General features: G+C 36.9%; 17 protein-coding genes. 7 read left to right on the forward strand and 10 right to left on the reverse strand.

From position 1 onward, the window contains the following. Window positions 1–29: 29 nt before the first annotated feature. Both MMH89_RS03390 and MMH89_RS03395 read left to right on the forward strand, forming a co-directional pair. Complete coding sequence (locus MMH89_RS03390; RefSeq protein ID WP_258568047.1) at window positions 30–2,729, forward strand: valine--tRNA ligase; 2,700 nt, start codon at window positions 30–32, stop codon at window positions 2,727–2,729. A gap of 3 nt (window positions 2,730–2,732) precedes the next feature. Continuing rightward, window positions 2,733–3,260 (forward strand): hypothetical protein, encoded by a 528-nt coding sequence (locus MMH89_RS03395; protein WP_258568048.1) that lies wholly within the window; start codon window positions 2,733–2,735, stop codon window positions 3,258–3,260. A gap of 85 nt (window positions 3,261–3,345) precedes the next feature. Here the strand turns inward: MMH89_RS03395 and MMH89_RS03400 are convergent, their stop codons facing one another. From MMH89_RS03400 to MMH89_RS03410, 3 genes are read right to left on the reverse strand one after another with little or no spacing between them, the layout of a single operon-like run. After that, window positions 3,346–4,998, reverse strand: coding sequence for a hypothetical protein (locus MMH89_RS03400; protein ID WP_258568049.1), 1,653 nt, complete (start codon window positions 4,996–4,998; stop codon window positions 3,346–3,348). 26 nt (window positions 4,999–5,024) lie between these two features. Continuing rightward, window positions 5,025–5,450 (reverse strand): hypothetical protein, encoded by a 426-nt coding sequence (locus tag MMH89_RS03405; RefSeq protein WP_258568050.1) that lies wholly within the window; start codon window positions 5,448–5,450, stop codon window positions 5,025–5,027. A gap of 59 nt (window positions 5,451–5,509) precedes the next feature. After that, window positions 5,510–6,769: an SLC13 family permease gene (locus MMH89_RS03410; RefSeq protein WP_425491973.1), complete on the reverse strand. Its 1,260-nt coding sequence runs from the start codon at window positions 6,767–6,769 to the stop codon at window positions 5,510–5,512. 285 nt (window positions 6,770–7,054) lie between these two features. Here MMH89_RS03410 and MMH89_RS03415 point away from each other — a divergent pair, with 285 nt between their 5' ends. The 5 genes from MMH89_RS03415 (at window position 7,055) to MMH89_RS03435 (ending at window position 14,980) form a co-directional block, all read left to right on the forward strand. Continuing rightward, on the forward strand, window positions 7,055–7,450 hold the full coding sequence (locus tag MMH89_RS03415) for a hypothetical protein (protein WP_258568051.1): 396 nt from the start codon (window positions 7,055–7,057) through the stop codon (window positions 7,448–7,450). An 84-nt stretch (window positions 7,451–7,534) separates the two neighbouring features. After that, complete coding sequence (locus MMH89_RS03420; RefSeq protein ID WP_258568052.1) at window positions 7,535–7,813, forward strand: hypothetical protein; 279 nt, start codon at window positions 7,535–7,537, stop codon at window positions 7,811–7,813. A gap of 7 nt (window positions 7,814–7,820) precedes the next feature. Continuing rightward, window positions 7,821–10,244, forward strand: coding sequence for a hypothetical protein (locus MMH89_RS03425; RefSeq protein ID WP_258568053.1), 2,424 nt, complete (start codon window positions 7,821–7,823; stop codon window positions 10,242–10,244). A 369-nt stretch (window positions 10,245–10,613) separates the two neighbouring features. Continuing rightward, window positions 10,614–13,778 (forward strand): hypothetical protein, encoded by a 3,165-nt coding sequence (locus tag MMH89_RS03430; RefSeq protein ID WP_258568054.1) that lies wholly within the window; start codon window positions 10,614–10,616, stop codon window positions 13,776–13,778. Window positions 13,779–13,825: 47 nt separating this feature from the next. Beyond that, on the forward strand, window positions 13,826–14,980 hold the full coding sequence (locus MMH89_RS03435) for a DNA polymerase Y family protein (RefSeq protein ID WP_258568055.1): 1,155 nt from the start codon (window positions 13,826–13,828) through the stop codon (window positions 14,978–14,980). On the opposite strand, the gene MMH89_RS03440 is transcribed toward MMH89_RS03435, so the two are convergent. From MMH89_RS03440 to rpmJ, 7 genes are all read right to left on the reverse strand, one after another. Next, window positions 14,961–16,256: a hypothetical protein gene (locus MMH89_RS03440; protein ID WP_258568056.1), complete on the reverse strand. Its 1,296-nt coding sequence runs from the start codon at window positions 16,254–16,256 to the stop codon at window positions 14,961–14,963. The genes MMH89_RS03435 and MMH89_RS03440 overlap by 20 nt on opposite strands. A 96-nt stretch (window positions 16,257–16,352) precedes the next feature. Continuing rightward, complete coding sequence (rplQ, locus tag MMH89_RS03445) at window positions 16,353–16,697, reverse strand: 50S ribosomal protein L17 (protein ID WP_258568057.1); 345 nt, start codon at window positions 16,695–16,697, stop codon at window positions 16,353–16,355. Window positions 16,698–16,711: 14 nt separating this feature from the next. After that, complete coding sequence (locus MMH89_RS03450) at window positions 16,712–17,689, reverse strand: DNA-directed RNA polymerase subunit alpha (protein WP_258568058.1); 978 nt, start codon at window positions 17,687–17,689, stop codon at window positions 16,712–16,714. A gap of 12 nt (window positions 17,690–17,701) precedes the next feature. Beyond that, on the reverse strand, window positions 17,702–18,343 hold the full coding sequence (rpsD, locus tag MMH89_RS03455; protein ID WP_258568059.1) for a 30S ribosomal protein S4: 642 nt from the start codon (window positions 18,341–18,343) through the stop codon (window positions 17,702–17,704). Between the two features lie 12 nt (window positions 18,344–18,355). After that, entirely contained in the window at window positions 18,356–18,799 is a 444-nt protein-coding gene (gene rpsK, locus MMH89_RS03460; protein WP_258568060.1) for a 30S ribosomal protein S11, read from the reverse strand. Window positions 18,800–18,825: 26 nt separating this feature from the next. Then, the gene (rpsM, locus tag MMH89_RS03465; RefSeq protein ID WP_258568061.1) at window positions 18,826–19,188 is read right to left on the reverse strand and encodes a ribosomal protein uS13; all 363 of its coding nucleotides are present in this window, start codon (window positions 19,186–19,188) and stop codon (window positions 18,826–18,828) included. Window positions 19,189–19,276: 88 nt separating this feature from the next. Further along, a complete protein-coding gene (rpmJ, locus tag MMH89_RS03470) occupies window positions 19,277–19,393 on the reverse strand; it encodes a 50S ribosomal protein L36 (protein WP_258568062.1) in 117 nt (38 codons plus the stop codon). Between the last annotated feature and the right edge of the window lie 5 nt (window positions 19,394–19,398).

Genomic DNA, 19,398 nt, shown 5'->3' on the forward strand with positions numbered 1-19,398 from the left:
ATATAAATGAAATTCATAAAACAGCACTTATGTTAAACCAAAATTTTACACCATCAGAACTTGAACCAAAAATTAGTGCATACTGGGAAAGCATTAACCAGGGCGCACCAAAAAATAATGGACCTGCTTATTGTATTATGGTTCCGCCACCTAATGTTACCGGAAGCTTACACCTTGGGCATGCACTCCAACTCACTTTGATGGATACATTAGTACGCTTTCAACGCTACCAAGGTAAAAACGTATTGCTGCAAGTAGGTACTGACCATGCTGGAATTGCAACACAAATGGTGGTAGAAAGACAGCTTGCTGAACAAAACATAACTAAAGATCAGCTTTCTCGTGAAGAGTTCATCGACAAAATATGGGAATGGAAAGCACAATCTGGCGGAAGAATTACGCAACAAATGCGCCAAATGGGTGTATCGGTTGATTGGGATAATGAACGATTCACCCTAGATCAAGGATTCTCACGTGCTGTGCAGGATAGTTTTATAAAGCTGTATCAAGAAGGCCTCATCTACCGCGGAAAAAGACTGGTTAACTGGGATACCCAATTACTGACAGCCGTTTCAGACTTAGAAGTAATCAATGAAAATCGGAGTGGTCAACTGTGGTATATTGATTACCCTATTGATGAATCCACCACCATAACCGTTGCCACAACTCGTCCTGAAACCATGCTTGGTGATCAAGCAATTTGTGTCCACCCAGATGATGAACGCTATCAAGCACTCATCGGAAAAACTGCAAGCATCCCACTTACAGAGCGCCGGATACCCATCATTGCTGATACCCATGTAGATCCTGAGTTTGGTACAGGCTGTGTTAAAGTGACACCCGCCCATGATTTCAATGACTATGAAATCGGTATGCGTCATCAACTTGAATTAGTAAACATCCTAAATCCAGATGGCACTCTAAATGAATACTGCCCTAAAGCTTATCAAGGTCTAGACCGAATAGCAGCGCGCAAGCAAATCATTCAAGATCTAAAGGAACAAGCGCTTCTAAATAAAATTGAACCCCATACCTTAACCGTCCCGATTGGGGACCGTTCTATGACCATTCTTGAGCCTATGCTCACCGACCAATGGTTTATGAACATGAAGGTTATGGCTGAAAAAGCACTTCAGGCTCAAACACAAGGTGAGCTTGGATTTATACCCAGTAACTGGGATAAAACCTATGCACAGTGGTTAACCGATATACAAGATTGGTGTATTTCTCGGCAGATCGTGTGGGGACATAGAATCCCTGCTTATTACGATTCAGATGGTAATGTATTTGTGGGCAACTCAGAAACAGAGATCCGCAAAACACATCAGGTCAAGGGTGAACTCACTCAAGATCAAGATGTACTTGATACGTGGTTCTCTTCTGCACTTTGGCCTTTTGCAACGCTTGGTTGGCCTGAAAAAACAAGCCGTTTATCTGAATTCTACCCGAATCAATTACTCATTACTGGTTTTGATATCATCTTTTTCTGGGTTGCACGCATGGTTATGCTTGGTATGCACTTAACGGATCAGGTCCCCTTCCCGCAAGTTTATATCACAGGATTGATTCGTGATGAGAAAGGACAAAAAATGTCTAAGAGTAAAGGAAATGTACTCGACCCACTGGATTTAATTAATGGCATCACTTTAGACGCACTTGTTGAAAAGCGTACAACAGGCCTCATGCAACCAGCTATGAGAGAAAAAGTAAAACAAGCAACGCTTAAAGCCTTTCCAAATGGTATAGAAGCGCATGGAACTGATGCTTTGCGTTTTACCATGCTCAGCTTATGTACTCATGGTAGAGACATTAAATTCGATATACAGAAATTAAAATCCAGCCAACATTTTTGCAATAAAATTTGGAATGCAGCCCGCTTATTGAGCAGCTACCAAGATACTACTTTAACTAAAGACCATCCATCTGACGCACTTGTAATTGATGCATTAAACCACAAAATCAATCAGCTGATCCAAGACCTTGACCAGCATCTTAATAGCTATCGATTTGATCTATATGCAACCGCATTATTTGATTTCTTTTGGCATCAATACTGTGATTGGTTTATAGAATGTTTAAAAGCTTCTCAAAGCCAAAAGCTGCTAGATGCCATGAATCAAGCGTTTGATGCGATACTCATCCTATATCATCCTAGCCTACCTTTTATCACAGAATCTATCTGGCAAAATAGGCATGGCAATGATCAATCAATTACTGAGCAAGATTATCCAACCATCAGCACTTGGATCACTAATGATACAACACATCAAGCATTTACTGCATTACAAGCACTGATTAGAGGTGTACGATCAATCAGGTCAGAGCTAAATATTGCACCAAAGTGTACGATTGATCTATTTAGTGTCAAAGATGAGCAAAAAACACTATCGACACACAGAGATTTAATCCAAAAATTAGCAAAAATAGGCAATATCATGCATGAACAAGCACCAGAGGCAGCTTGTGCTTATGTCGATGATCACTACCATATTGTTGTGCCTTTAGAAGGACTGGTAGACGCCCCTCAAGAAGCAGCTAGACTACGTAAAAAGATTGCCAAAAAAGAAAAAGAGATAGAAAAGATGCAAGCAAAAAGGTCAAGACCTGATTATGCTACTAAAGCACCTTTAACATTACAAAAACAAGATGAAATAGCCTTTAGTCAGCTACAATCTGAGCATAAAACACTCATGCAATACCTGCATGCATTAGAAAAAATTTGCAACTAAATTATGTTATCTATTTTCGATCACACCCGTGAGCTTGCAAAAAATGGTTCTTATCATGAACTCCTTAGTCATCTCCCTAGTTGCTCAGAAGTCTTTATTAGCAAGTTATTAATAGAACTAGAGCAAACTCATCCTAGCGGACTCAATCAACGTATGGTGCTTCGCCTCCTAGGAACGCAAAACCCTAATCTAGACCTGATATTGAATGTAACGTGCCGGGAAGATATTTTGAGCTGTATCCAAAGTAATAATGATACTGGTCTGTCAATTATACTCTGTTCTCTGATTCAAAGTTCAATAGATATCAACTTTTCAGACTGCATAGAATATGCAGATACAGTTAATGCTGCTTCTTGTTCACAGCTATTGAGATACTACTGTAAGCCTTTACAGGAATTAGACAACAGGTTATGGCATAAAGAGCAAGTCCAACCAATCACTGCAGACAGTGCATCTGATATATTCAGTTCTTTTGGAGAGCCTGAAGAAGCTCCAATAGATTTCATCATCCAGACTCCTAGAAGCCCCTAATCATTACGATACGACCATTATCCAGAGGTTTATTCTAAAAAACAATATACTCAACCCCTTCTTATATAGCTAGCTCATCTAAAAGCTATGGCTTAGGCTTAGACGGATTTGAGATTCTCTCTTCATTCCTCGATTTCACAGAAGGCTCACTAACAATTTCACTCCTCGAACTTAAGCTTTCAGAGCATGAAGATTGTATACCTGATTTAGTTGTATCCAAGACTAATGGCTGAGTTTTACTTGCAAACATTTCTTTTATTTTAGTCAACAATGCTCTAAAAAGCCTCAAAATCTTTACAAAAATTCTGGTCAGTGTGGGCAGCTTATTAACTGATTCGTTTGATAAATAATATGATGCACGCGGATAGGATTTAATTAATTTATTCAACTCATTTTCTTCAAATTCGAAATGAGCAAGGAATTGAGGTGCTTCATCTTTTTCTAAGCGACCTAGAATACTCAACATAGTATCAAACTTAGGCTTTATAAAAGCTAAATTGCCCCTTGGCTCAGATAGTAATACTTGTTTCCAATCGAAAGGCTTATACTTTTCCAAAAGGTATTCATCTCCTAGTTTTCTTACCTCTTCTTTTATTTTCTCTATAGTATCCTTATCTATTAATAGTAGATAACCAGGACCATACTTTCTTATTCCAGCTTTAGCCTTCGAAGAATCTTTACAGATTAAATTTGGTTTATATGCTTTAAGCGTATCTGCGCCTTCTGCATCTAAGGCTAGATTCTTCTCAATTAACACCTCATCGCTTATCGTTGGATCAATAAAGCAGCAGCTAATAGGTGATAATTTATTCAATGATTGAAACGCTCCTTCGCCTAATAATAGATCATCTCTTGTAATATTGTCCATTAGCTTTGCATATTCGTCTTTGGATAAACCTTTTAAATATTTATATGCTATGTTCGGGCTACTTACACCTCCTACACGCAATGATAGTGGGAGTGTCATATACATATCTTGACTACGACCTCGTGCACTATGATGATATTTGTGTCTTTCACTCTTTTCTGTATTCGGATCAAGACTAAATCCATACTGACTGCCTTGAGAGTCCTGGAACATATACACCATCATTAGCGTCTTAATGATAGGAGGCACTACTTTGCCTCTAGACTTTTTAATTGCAGTAATCAGCTTTTTCATATACCTATCTGCTGAAGCTATAGATCCTGTAGATAAAACAACTTCTTTGAGCGCGGTAGACAAACCATAACAAAGGCCTTTTGCATCAAACTTTTTCACATGATAATGCTCTCTGATATAAGTATTTACCTCTTCAATGAGCTGATTTTGTATCATACGTGAACTATCTAAGTTACGAGGCGGCTCACCCCCTTTAGGGACATAATCTGTTATGCATAAATCAAGACATGCTTTTCCAGTCAATTTAGTACTAGAATCGGTTGTAGATAAATCCTTTACTCTATATACATCACAATATGAAAAGATCGTCTCAACATCACTCATCCTAAGTGATTTCCCACACCGACTAATACCAAGATTAGGATCATAAAAATAGAAAACACCTTGCTCCTTACAAATCAACATTTGGTGATTTGTAGCTCCCACATCTATAGTAAAGGAATCTTTATCTATACTGTTAATATAGTCTAAAGTTTCAGACTTGCTCATGACACGACGAGCACGTAAGATTGATGCTTTTACTTCAGCACTATATCTTTCTGAATATGGCACTTTCAACTTTATTGGCACCTTCATCTTTGCAGAACGCATTTACAGCACTATTAAGGCTTGTTAGCTTCAGAAGATTTCTCATCTTTTGGAGATTCTGCTTCAGGTTCTTCTTCCTTGACATCTGTAGCCTCCTCTTCCTTTGTGTCTTCAGCCTTCTTTTCATCTTTTGAGTCGTCAGCTTCGTCCTGCTTTTCATCTTTTGAATCTTCAGCTTCAGCTGCGCTTTCTTTTTCTTCTGTTGCTACTGCTTCCTTTTTATCTTCAACAGATTTTTCATCTTTTGAATCAGCAGCTACTTTTTCACCCTTCTTCTCTTCAGATGATGCTTTATCCGCGCTCTTACTGTTATAGTTATCAATCTCTGATTTTGCACGATTAATAGCAATCTTAGCTAGTGACGATAAACCACTACCCAATTCTTTTAGTGAACCAACTACCTTGTTCACTGCTTCATTTGTTTCATTTTCATTAGCCATGACATACTCCTAGTAAATTATTATTTTTATAAACAATAAAAGTAGTTTGTCAGAAATAATTACAAATAAATGAAATAAAGCAATAATATACTTAGTAGACTGAGGCAAAAACCTACTTGACTCGTCTTTGCAATACTGATTTTCTCTGTTGCAATAATCATTGCATTAGGAGGTGTTGCTGTAGGCAACATAAATGCTGAGTTTGCACTCAAAGTAATAATAAATATACAAGAAATAACACTCATACCTGTCATGCTTTGTATGAGATCAATTAACGTAATGCTAAGTGCCGTTACCGCTGTATTGCTGCATAACTCAGTAACCATACTAACCATAGAAGAAACTAATAACAACCATGTAGTATTTGACATATGGGCCAATGTTTTCAGATGATCTGCTATCAGCTCTACCGCACCCGATTGACTCACTGCTTCTGCAAAAAATAGACTCGCAATCACCATAATAATGCTTGAATAGCTAATCTTTGTAATATCTTCTAATGCCCACAACTGTTTTTTATCAGGACAAAACTGAAACATACAAAAGACGAGTGTTGCCAAGCCTATAGCCTCCTCAGAATAAATTCTAGAAAGACCTGAAGGAAGTCCTCCATTAGTAACCCATACTAACATACCTTCCCAGCCTCCAAAAGGGAGCGTCTTGGTAGCCCACAGTAACACACATGTACTCAATGCACGGATAATAGTCATCTGGTGTTGTGTAATGTTAGCCTTAGCTTGTTTAAAATTAATCGTTTCACTTTTGGAAAACCATAGATATGCCGCAAAAAAAGCCATAAACGTTAACACAAATGGCGCCACCCCTAAAAACCACTGCGCAAACCCTATTTTCAAATCAAAGAAACGTGCAGCATAATCAATGGCGACTAAGTTTGCAGGTGTGCCTATAGGTGTGAGCATCCCCCCCATAGTTGCACCATATGCAATAGCTAATAACATATTTTCAGCAGAACACTCAATCTTACTAGAAATTGCTAATACCACAGGAATCAACATAACAACAGCTGACGTATTAGAGATCCACATGCTTAAAAAAGCAGAAATTAACATCAAGGTTACTGACAAACTTGAAAGGTTCTTGGGTGATATATAAGCAAGCGCATTTGTAGCAATGATCTCATGGACCTGATGCTTGACCATCAATCGAGAAAACGCTGCCCCCACTACTAATAGCGCAACAACGTGGCCACTTAGTATATTTTGGACCTCAACAAAAGGAATATAACCAAAAATCATGATTAATAAACAGGCTGTTATGCTAAAATAATTGCTATACTTAGGAAATTTTAGCCACCCCATTAAACAGCCTGCAATCATCGCCCATAAATGGGGATAAGGCAAGCTAAAATATTGAGCAAAACACTCAATAATAAAAAGAATTGATAATGACTTAAATAAATAAAGCATACAGTAAATATTACGTAACTGCACTGATTATATCATACCTTAGCACTACAACGCAAACAGCAACATCTTGACTTTCCATTGAAAAAAACTTATCATAAAACACAACAAAAACTATAATTAACATGCCAATATAAGAAAGAATTGTTCTCAAGAAATTATCGACTAGGTGTCCGCGCTATGAGCGATAGTGAACTAATAGGTTTTATTAATACATTAGAACCTGGTGAGGTGATGACCCTTCACACAATAAACCACGCTATGCTGATTTACGCAACGCATTTTGAAGGTGAAAAAATTTTTAACTTCTATGATCCTAACTGCTCTTTAATCATCCATCAGTTGGATCCATCATCCATCCAAAAACAGATTTGTAGATATAATACTGACTATCAATTTCTATCTGCTCAAATGAACAATCAGAATATTTATCATGCTGAAATTATTGAGTACGATAGAGCCCCTGAGTCTACCTCCTTAAAAGCTTATCCTTTAGTAGAACAGAGCTCTATTATACCAATTCTAACTGCTGCACATAACTGTTCTACAGTTCATAAAATAAAAACTGGCGGCTAATGCTACGCTTTATGTATTTTGCTACGTAACCTAATACTAAATAGTGCATCTACCGATGAAGCTCTAACTTGTTTTCAGAATAATTTGGAACAAATTGAAGAGACTGCAGATAAATTAATGCCTAAGATGACCAAGTCTAATAGTGGCCAACATATTGTTGAAGATGACATAGAGCCTGAGGTATTAAAATTAATCAAGGAGCTAAATCAGCTCATGATCACAAGCTATAATACATTCATGCATTTACCAGAATTTACTTCCCTTTCATATAGCCCATTATCATATGATTCTTATGAAAGAATTATAAACATAACACCTTCCATATCAAAAGCAATGCCATACTGGCATAGTAAACCTAACTAATTCTAAGGTGCTACAGGAACTTAGCCAGCACTTAACACAGAATAATAAAACTATTTACCAATTATTAGGGGCGTTAAACTTATTATTACCCAAAGAACAGCATACAGCATTTACAACAGCCGACACCCATTCAAGTAATTGTTTTACTTCCAACGAATACATGCCTATGAAAATTAAAAGGGTTCCAGGTTATCTGGGTATGTGGTTAAAAACATTAAAAGATGTAGCTCAAACTAAATACAGTAAATCTGTTATCCTTGCTCAAATCTTAAGGGCAATTAAAGCGAAACAAGCTATTACAGGCAATGAACTAAATGTGCTCGCTCGAAGAGATATGTTAACAGGTACGTTTATCTCTCAATTACTTAGTGATGATGCAACCTATATGTATTTACTAAATAACTATGAATTAGTTGATGCAACTTTACAAAAACCGATTCTGGCACACCCTAAACTCCCAAAATTGTTTAGTGACGCCGTAACACCAGATAACTTTAATAAAATGGTAACTGTAATCACACACAAAAATCACTTCCGCGATTTTGTTAATCCTGTTAAGATAGCTCGTTTGTGTAAAATTGCTTTACAGGCAATCCATCAGAACTTACTGACTCAGAAGCTTACTTACTTAATCCGCCAATGTACTCTAGAGCAACAAACCATATTTATTCATACTCTTGGAAAGATCAACACCTTAATAAAAGGTGATTGTGTATTTAATCTAGGACAACTAGTACAGGCATTTGATAGGCCAGTGCCTACTCCAATCCTGAAAATTATGGCCACCCATAAAATCTGGGATGAAGAAATGGTGTACTCACCTAACCATTTCTTCAGATTAGACCTTAGCAAGCAACGTGAATTATTCCTAAACCCTAGATTAGCTCCTACCTTATTGAATCAGCGCGCATACGCATCGCAACTCTTCGTGGTGATGCGTAGCTGCAACCCAACGGAATTGAATGAGTTGTTTGAAGAGGTAGATCATAGCGAATTAGTCAGCCTCCTGACTAACCTTTCTTTTCAAGATGAGCGCGTCCTTGATCTAAAGCATACATACAGCAATCAAGTCATTTACGATCCATACGCACCTATAACTGCTATTAAACGAATGACCGACACGCACAGTCAAAAAAAGCTTGCGCTTAATTTCTTAAAATTTGGAACTGAAACGAATAAAGTTGCAAAGTTAGCTGAACTAGCTCCATCACAGTATAAGAACTTTGTTCTCCATTATCTTAAATCTAAAATGCAGGCTAGTGTAAGTCATCTTTCTGATGAAATGAGAGGATTTATTGAACATGAGATTTCTAAGAACAGTGACATAAGTCAAAAAACAATTAGGGCACTAATACGCTACCAAGCAGCAGATAGTTGTGAACTTTTAGGAACTGTTTCTAATCCTGAGCTCCTAGCTACGATAGCCACAACCATAACTCCTGCTTATCAGTTAAATTTAGACTTATGTCCGAATATTCTTGCGTATCTAAGAGAACAGGTTGTATCTCATTGGGATAGATATACATACAACCCCAAAATTGACTTTTTCAAGTCAGCTAGTTATCAATCTAGCTTACTTCGTAGACTCAATGACTTTAGTATCAGAGAAAAAGTTTTGTCTGGTATTGAACATCCTGGCTTGCAGACCTATCACGCATATACTTCTGCAGATAAAATCCAACTTAATGATGAAATAGTGAATGCAGTACTCAATACCTACCCAGACTCTATTAGCATAAGTGCAATTCAGCAATACTGCAGCTCATCAACCTGTTTAACGCTACAACAGACACTCTGTGCTGTAATTCGAGGCTCTGAGAGCCCATACAAAGCCTTAGAACAACACCCAGTGATTAAACTAAGCCTACAGCGTATTTTAGAATCAAGCAGCCCTGGGATGAGCTATGAAGATATCGTAGCAAAAAATCATACTGAACTATTTATTAAACTACTTAATATAAAAGAAGTTCAGGATAATTTAAGTGGTTGCTATCAATATGATCAACACGCGCATCTAAAACATTTACGAGATGCATTATGTGATTGCATTAAACAAGCAGCTAAAGACAAAGCATTATACCGAACAGGATTAAACGCCTCATTGTTTGCTCAAGTTCTCTCCTTAGGACACAGTTATAAAGAGATTATGAAGTCCTATACACTATCCGTTCTTGCAAGAGTGCTGCTAGTTAGTACAGATAAGAAAGTTAAAACAACAATTAAAACACACTGTTCTGGTTGGACTTACTTTATGAGTCGAGTGTATGCCTTCTTCCTGCGCTTATTCAGGCCTAAGTATTGCTCAAAATTATGCAAGCAGCAAATATCAGCTACAACGCTCAATAGCCGTTTAATAGCAACCATAGCAAAGCATGATGACATCAGCAGTAAATTGGTTAGTGGAAATGGTCCCCTACCAATATCTCTATAAACAATTAAACGCACCTAAAATGGTCTAGAATTATTGTTCATATTGACATGGATGCTACTTTGCATCTATAGAACAATTAGATAATAGCAAACTTATTGGCAAAACCACTTATAGTAACTAGCCACACTAATAATGAATATTGATTACTTAATTAACAGTCGTAAAAAACTTTAGGCAAGCGAAAAAACAGTCATAACTTAAATACAAATTGAGCTATGCCCACATGACTAAAAAATATAAAATAACAGTAAATATTAAGTAACTGAACTGACTATATCACTGCTTAACACCATAAGGTAAGCATCCACCTCCTTGACTTTAGTCGGAAATAAAACTATAATAAAGATATAAAATATGAATTAAATCAATATGTTAACCAATTACGAAAAAGAATTAAAAAAACGAAACTATAAAGTTGGATTCCGTGCAATGGACAGTACTGAGTTAATGCAATTCATAAACACATTAAAAGACAATCAGGTCTTGACGATACATACAATAAATCACGCTATGTTAGTCTTTACTATGCGACTTGGAGAAAGAAAGCTATATAGTTTATATGATCCTAACCTTGATATGATTATCCATGATAGATCACCTAGTCGGTCTGAAATTATCTGTAAACGCATTGAGAAGTACCATAAATATTATAATTTTATAGCAGAAAAAATGGCGGGGCAGAACTCTTATTATGTTGAAATTTTGGAACATAATTCTGATATTTTATCTAACGGTTCTGATTACTGTATAACTAAGCAAAAGCAAATAGTTTCAATGCTAACTGCCTTATACAACTTTGATCTCCCTTCAGAGAAACCCAAAATAGAAAAGAATGGATACTGCTACGCTTTGTGTATTACCTTACGTGATCTTATACTAAACAGCCCTTCAGTCCATGAGGCCCTTACTGAATTTCAAACAAATTTACAGTGTATAAAGAGTCTTACAGATCAGTTACAACCTAAGATGACCCAATCAGATAGTGGGCGTAAATTTTGCAAAAAAGACATTGAGCCTGATCTTTTAGAAAAGATGAACCAACTTAATACATTGATGCATGGTAAATCTCGAAATACTTTTACGCATTTACCCAAATTCACACATATACCTTATTACCCAGAGTCTAAATGCTTTAGAAGCATTATATCCAAGAGCAAGCTTATATCAAAAATGATGTGTGAAGCTGGTGTTGCACAGTTAACAAACCCCGAGGTGCTCAAAGAAATTTCAGAACATATAAAAAGTAAAGAACTGGTTCTATTTAAACAATTACGATGCTTTAGATACTTATTACCTGAAGAACACAGACAAATCTTTTTAGATGATGTCGCTTACCATCACAATATTTTTAATTACTCAATTAGCCTTCCAGTAAGTGATCAAACACTGAAAGACCAAGTCTTAAAATCAATCGAATCTGGAATTGAACTTAAAGATCTCTTAGATCTAAATACAATTAGTTCCGCAGGCAAGATCACACCTGAATTTATTGCACAAGTCCTTAGAGATGATCGAGCTCATCTGATCCTTCTTGAGAATATTAATCAGTTTAATAGAGAGTTACAATCAATCGTAGTACACCATAAACTTCCAGAACTATTTAGTGACGCTGTAAGCATCAAGATATTTACTAGCGCTATAGGGAAATTAGATCGTAGCATAAGTAAAGACGAATTAGCTAGCATATACAGAATTGCTTCCAAAGCAAGCGAAGATCTTTTACTGAAGAAAATGGAACAACTCATGTATTGCCATACATCTGCTCTTCGACGACAGTTCCTAAAAGACTTAGGGGAAATAAAGAGCGACACCCGAGCCTTCAATTTTATACAGCTAGCAACACTATTAGGTGGAAGAATAACAGAACCCATGCTAGAAATAATGACTGCTAATAAAATCTGGGCTTCAGAGATTGTTCACTCACCTGATCATTTCTATAGATTAAAGCTTACTAAGCAGCGTGAATTATTCCTAAACCCTAGATTCACTACTACCTTATTGAGTCAGCGTGCATACGCGTCGCAACTCTTTGGGATTATGAAGGGCTGGAACCCAACAGAATTGAATGAGCTGTTTGATGAGCTAGATGCTAGCGAGTTAGTCAGCCTCCTGACTAACCGTTCCTATCAAGATGAACGTATTCTTGACCTAGAACATGCATACAGCAACCGAGTTATCCACGACCAGTACGCACCTATAACTGCTATTAAACGAATGACCAACACGCACAGTCAAGAAAAGCTTGCACTCAATTTCTTAAAACTTGGAACTGAAACGGATAAAGTTGCAAAGTTAGCTGAACTAGCTCCATCACAGTATAAGAACTTTGTCCTTCATCATATTAAATCTGAACTTCAGGATAAAACCAGTCCTCTTTCTGATGAAGTAAAAGGATTTATTGAACATGAGCTTTCTAAGAACAGTGACATAAGTCAAAAAACAATTAGGGCACTAATACGCTACCAAGCAGCAGATAGTTGTGAACTTTTAGGAACTGTTTCTAATCCTGAGCTCCTAGCTACGATAGCCACAACCATAACTCCTGCTTATCAGTTAAATTTAGACTTATGTCCGAATATTCTTGCGTATCTAAGAGAACAGGTTGTATCTCATTGGGATAGATATACATACAACCCCAAAATTGACTTTTTCAAGTCAGCTAGTTATCAATCTAGCTTACTTCGTAGACTCAATGACTTTAGTATCAGAGAAAAAGTTTTGTCTGGTATTGAACATCCTGGCTTGCAGACCTATCACGCATATACTTCTGCAGATAAAATCCAACTTAATGATGAAATAGTGAATGCAGTACTCAATACCTACCCAGACTCTATTAGCATAAGTGCAATTCAGCAATACTGCAGCTCATCAACCTGTTTAACGCTACAACAGACACTCTGTGCTGTAATTCGAGGCTCTGAGAGCCCATACAAAGCCTTAGAACAACACCCAGTGATTAAACTAAGCCTACAGCGTATTTTAGAATCAAGCAGCCCTGGGATGAGCTATGAAGATATCGTAGCAAAAAATCATACTGAACTATTTATTAAACTACTTAATATAAAAGAAGTTCAGGATAATTTAAGTGGTTGCTATCAATATGATCAACACGCGCATCTAAAACATTTACGAGATGCATTATGTGATTGCATTAAACAAGCAGCTAAAGACAAAGCATTATACCGAACAGGATTAAACGCCTCATTGTTTGCTCAAGTTCTCTCCTTAGGACACAGTTATAAAGAGATTATGAAGTCCTATACACTATCCGTTCTTGCAAGAGTGCTGCTAGTTAGTACAGATAAGAAAGTTAAAACAACAATTAAAACACACTGTTCTGGTTGGACTTACTTTATGAGTCGAGTGTATGCCTTCTTCCTGCGCTTATTCAGGCCTAAGTATTGCTCAAAATTATGCAAGCAGCAAATATCAGCTACAACGCTCAATAGCCGTTTAATAGCAACCATAGCAAAGCATGATGACATCAGCAGTAAATTGGCTAGTGAAAAAGGTCCCCTGCTAACACCTGGATAAACAATTAAATGCACCTAAAGTGGTCTAGAATTATTGTACACATTGACATGGATGCTTTTTTTGCATCTGTAGAGCAATTAGACAATAGCCAACTAATCGGAAAACCAACTGTAGTAACCAGCCATATTAATAGCCCTACAATCATAGCTGCCTCTTATGAAGCAAAGCGGTTAGGCTACCAAGTGGGTATGCGCTACGTTGCTAATAACGGTGTATACAGATGCGCAGCCCGCCCAGAGCGCTACTTAAATGTTTCTACAAGAATAATGCAAGCGTTAATAGAACTATGCCCAGAAATAGAGATATTTTCAGTTGATGAAGCATTCATGGACTTTACCAGTTATCAAAAAATTTATAAGGATATAGATCAGTTGGTTGTAAGCATCCAAAGCACGCTAATAGACACCATTGACTTACCTTTTTCTATTGGTATAGGAACAAATAGAACCATTGCTAAACTTGCATCTAGTGAAAATAAACCTAAAGGTGTATGCATTATCCAACCAGGACATGAGGAAAAATTTGTATACAACAAGCCTATTCAGTCATTATGTGGCATTGGAAAAAATATAACTCAATTTTTAAATAAACAAGGTGTGTTCCTGTGTCAAGACATGAAAAAAATCCCAATCAGTTTCCTATCTGACAAGTACGGTCAAAATGGTCGGCATATTTGGCGCATGGCCCATGGAATTGATGAGCGGCCCATTATACGTAGCAAAGACAATAGAGCTTATCCTAAGCAAATGAGTAATAGTAAAGTCGTCCCTCCTCAAGATCAAAAACAACTTGAGAAAATTAGGCTATATCTACACTTCATCTGCTGGCGCATTACCCAAAGAATGAGAGCAAAACAATTATTTACAAAAGAGTTTACTGTTATAGTCTATGGATACCATCAAGCATATAAAATAAGCTATATACACCCCTATCCCACTCATTCCTATACCACTCTCAAAATGGTATATACGGCTCTTCTAAAAAAAATTAAATGGCCCAATCAAATTCGCAAAGTTATAGTTAATACTGGATATATATTTCAAACCCAGCAAAAAGACTTATTTGATGAAGAGGTTGATACCTCTGAGCATACAGTAGATCAAATTAATAGTCGCTTTGGGGCAAACACGATACAAACAGCAGCTCACTTAGAATCAAATTTGAAAATATATGTCATACCTTTTAAAGGAGAGAACATTTAGCAGTATCTACTATTACAGACTCACTGGAATGATAAATAGCTGTACTATCATTAATAATATCTGGATTATACTTTGAATCAGAGGAGTTTACATAACCTTTCTTAGACCAACTACCTATTTGCCCACTATACAAATCTTTAATGAAATTAAGAACCTTCAAGAATAGTTCCTTAACTGAAACCACTAACGTACCTATTGTCTGCGGAGATGGCATAAATATTACTGCAAGTATTGATGCAGACATAGAAAGTATAGAGAACAATATAGAAGCTACGTACGAAAGAAAGTTATATACAGGAGTAGTGATATGCTTAACCCAAGGGAAAATTACTCCCACAACTTTAGATAAATTAATCCAGCGTGTACCTAAGTATTTCTTTACTTTATCTCTCCCTGATTCTACTCCATCATTAGTAAAGCATTTCATTCTATCACGTTTAGCTTTACTCATTGACTCTTCTGAGAACAATAATGAATCAACAGTAGATTCAGAATTAGCGTTTGTATAAAAAGGCTCAGAATGTGGGCGAGGTCTTAATTCTAAGAATGATAACAGGTAATCCATCAAACCCATAGATGAGCGTACAACAGAGACTTTTGCATATTTAGAATCTATATCACTTAATATATGTGTACCAGACATATTCGCAGGATCAAACTTTTGCTGATGTGCTGTAAATGACACCTTAGTTTTAATAGGCTTGCTTTCTAAATTACGCTTAAGACAGCTTGCTACCTTAGTATTTACAGGAGCAGAATTAAAAGTTGAACAATTAATTTCACTAAGCTGTGGGAAGTTAAGATTACCTAATTTTAGTTCTACTGAAATAAACCACAATAACAACTGACTGACTGATCCCCCTAAACTATGTCCTGAAATATTTAAGGTCGTACTCGACTTAGAGTTACGAATCGCATTAGTTAGGCTTTCCATAATACATGCACGACTCCTTGCCATAATTGAGTATCCTGGGCCATGTGGATCAAGATCTGCGACTACGGAAGCATCATCTAGTTTAGTACCTCGGCAAAAAACTTGCACGGGTAAATCTCTTTCTTTGCTATAGGCAACATAAATAAACAAACCGGAGTCATACGACTCTGGTGCAATCGCTTCAACACATTCATAACCTAGTTTTCTTATTTTGTTAACAGCAGCATCATGTTTCATTGATTGATCTGCAGTCATACTACTTGCAAGACAGATATTATAAGCGTGATTAGAAAAGAATTCTTGAGTCTGAAGAAATTCGATTTGACTTTGATTACTTACCATATATTATACTCTTTTTTTTTACTTATTATACAATAAAGAAATAAAAAAGTCAATACAGACCAACTAGTAGCGGTGCGCAGCTAAATAATCGAATACTTATACTTCTTCTACAAACTGGATAATTGCCATTGGTGCATTATCACCAGTTCTAAACCCTGATTTTAAGACACGTGTATAACCACCAGGTCTCTCACTAAACTTAGGACCAATCACTGTAAGTAACTTTTGCACACTTGCTTTGTGATTTAAGAACTTCTTTAAGTATCTAACCGTATTAAAGTCATTCTTTTTGGACTTGGTAACTAGACGCTCAATGTATCTCTGAAGCTCTTTAGCTTTAGGCAAGGTCGTCTTAATACCACTTGGGTGCTCAATTAAAGCAATACTCAAATTTTTTAATAATGCTTTGCGATGTGCAGATGTTCTATTTAACTTACGCATAACTATAACTCCAACTATACTTTACTTTGATCAGGAGATTCCCAGCCTTCAACATGTAAGCCTAATGATAAACCTTGATCTGCTAGAATATTTTTTATTTCTGCTAATGACTTCCTCCCTAAATTAGGGGTGCGTAATAACTGTGCTTCACTACGCGTAACTAAGTCACCAATATAACGAATGTTTTCGGATTTTAGACAGTTAGCAGCTCTGACCGTTAACTCTAGAGCATCAACACGCTCATATAGTCTTGGGTTAATAGAAGACTTAGGCTTATCTTCTACCTTTTCGACAACATGCAACTCAACAAAAGCAGATAACTGATGCTGTAATATATTTGCAGCCCACTTAATTGCATCTTCAGGGTTAATAGAACCATTTGATTCTATTTCTATGACAAGCTTGTCTAAGTCTGTTTTGTTACCTACACGAGCATTCTCAACCTTACAAATTGCACGGTGTATTGGAGAAAATGATGCATCTAATTTGATCATATCTACATCAACCTCTACTTGGCTCTCAGAAGCAGGTACATAACCAACACCGCGAGAAACAACAAGATCAATACGTACTGCACGACTGGCGTTAACAGTTGCAATTACAAGCTCAGGATTATGTACCTTTGCTTTACCCTGGGTATCTATATCTGCAGCAGTAATTGTTCCTGGACCTTGAAAATCTATAGACAAATGAGCTTCTTCATGCTCATCTTCTAACGAAATAACAACCGACTTCATATTAATCATTACTTCAACTAGATCTTCTTGAACACCTTCGATTGAAGCAAACTGGTGGGTTGCACCCTCAATTTTGAATGCAGATACTGCAGAGCCTGGCATTGAAGACAACAGAATTCTGCGTAATGCATTACCTAAGGTGTAACCAAAACCACGCTCGAATGGTTGCAAGCTTATTTTCATTATATTATCGCCCAACTCTGCTGACTGAATGTCATTTGGAATTAGCGTGGAATATGCTTTTTCAAGATTCATAAATAACACCTACTATTTAGAGAAATATACAATCACATGACCAAGTAAATGTGGGTCAAAGATATGGATATGTTTAAGGGAAGGATGAAACTTATAAGTACCACTGAGTGATTCATAATCACAGTCAACCCACTCCTTAACTTTACGATCACGTGCCAACTCAACAGACATAGCTACACGCTGATGCTCTTTAGCAGAATTTTTAACCGCAATTACATCACCAGGTCGCACATGATATGCTGGGCAAGAAACAACTGAGCCATTGACTGTGATATGTTTATGAACAACCATTTGACGACACTGCCTCTTAGTGACACCAAAGCCCATTGTAAAGACAACACTATCAAGTCTAGATTCTAGCAATTGAATCAACATCTCATCCGTTGATCCATTCATTTTTTTAGCACGATTAAACAAACTTCTAAATTGGCCCCCACGTATGTAGTAATAACCTACCATAGAGTTTACTGCTTCCTGCTGTTCACCGAACTGACTAGCAGGTGGGCGACGCTTTGCAGCTTGACCAGGACGCTGACCAGCCTTCTTAGACTTTTGTTCTAAGGATTTTACAAACAGACCTAAATCAATATCTGATGATAGACCTCGGTTGATTTTAGCGCGCTTTGCTCTTTGCTTACCATATTTTTTAGCCATGAATCTATACCTCTAGTTTCTCTTCGCTTTCTTTTTACGTGGACCATTATGTGCTGTAGGCGTAACATCAGATAATGATGTAACATTTAATCCAGCTGAAATAATGCCTCTAATTACACCTTCTCGACCAGGACCATAGCCTTTGAACTTGATTGAAATAAAGGACATACCCTTGTTTTTTACGATTTCTGACAAACTACGAGCAGCCTGTTCAGCAGCTTCTGATGTAGATTTTTTTGTGTTTTTGTAACCAGTTGTACCACCAGAACGCCAGTTTACTGTACGACCATTTTGGTTGGTAGCAGTAATAACTGTATTGTTGTAAGTACACTGAACGTGGAAACAACCGGATGAAGTTGTTGCGCCACCTACTTTACGTTTACCACCTGATTTATCACCAGTAACTCTACGTGAGGTACTACTGTTTGTTTTAAATGAAGGTTGTGCTTTAGCCATTTTTTATCCCCTAGTGCTTATCATCATTAGTCTTTACGTCTCGAAACACGCCTTTTGCGAGCTGTCTTTGCATTCTTTTGAGTCTTTTGACCATTTACAGGCAAGCCTAAAATCAATCTTCTACCCTGGTAGGAGCGGATTGTAATCTTATCTTTAATGCATTGATTAACTACACGTTTAAGAGAAGTACCCAAAACATAGTTTTTCTCAGAAATTACATTACGTATTTTTTCAACTTGATCGCCCAAATCTTTAACCTTTGTCTCAGGGTTAATTTTAGCAAGCTCACAAATGTCTTTAGCACGGGAACGACCAATGCCATGAACATGTGTTAAGCCAATTACTATATGTTTATTATCTGGTAACCTGCTACCTGCAATAATAGTCATAATATCTCCAAATTAATAGTCAATTCATTCATGCACAATAGCGTACATGTTTTATTAATATAAATCAATGTTTTTATCATATATTGATCTAACCTTGTCTCTGCTTATGTCTAGGATTCTTAGCACAAATAATTCGGCGTACGCCATTACGAATTACAAGCTTGCAATCTTTGCACATTTTTTTAACTGATGCTCTAACTTTCATATTAA

The organism is Candidatus Comchoanobacter bicostacola, from assembly GCF_024172705.1.
GTDB classification, from domain to species: domain Bacteria; phylum Pseudomonadota; class Gammaproteobacteria; order Comchoanobacterales; family Comchoanobacteraceae; genus Comchoanobacter; species Comchoanobacter bicostacola.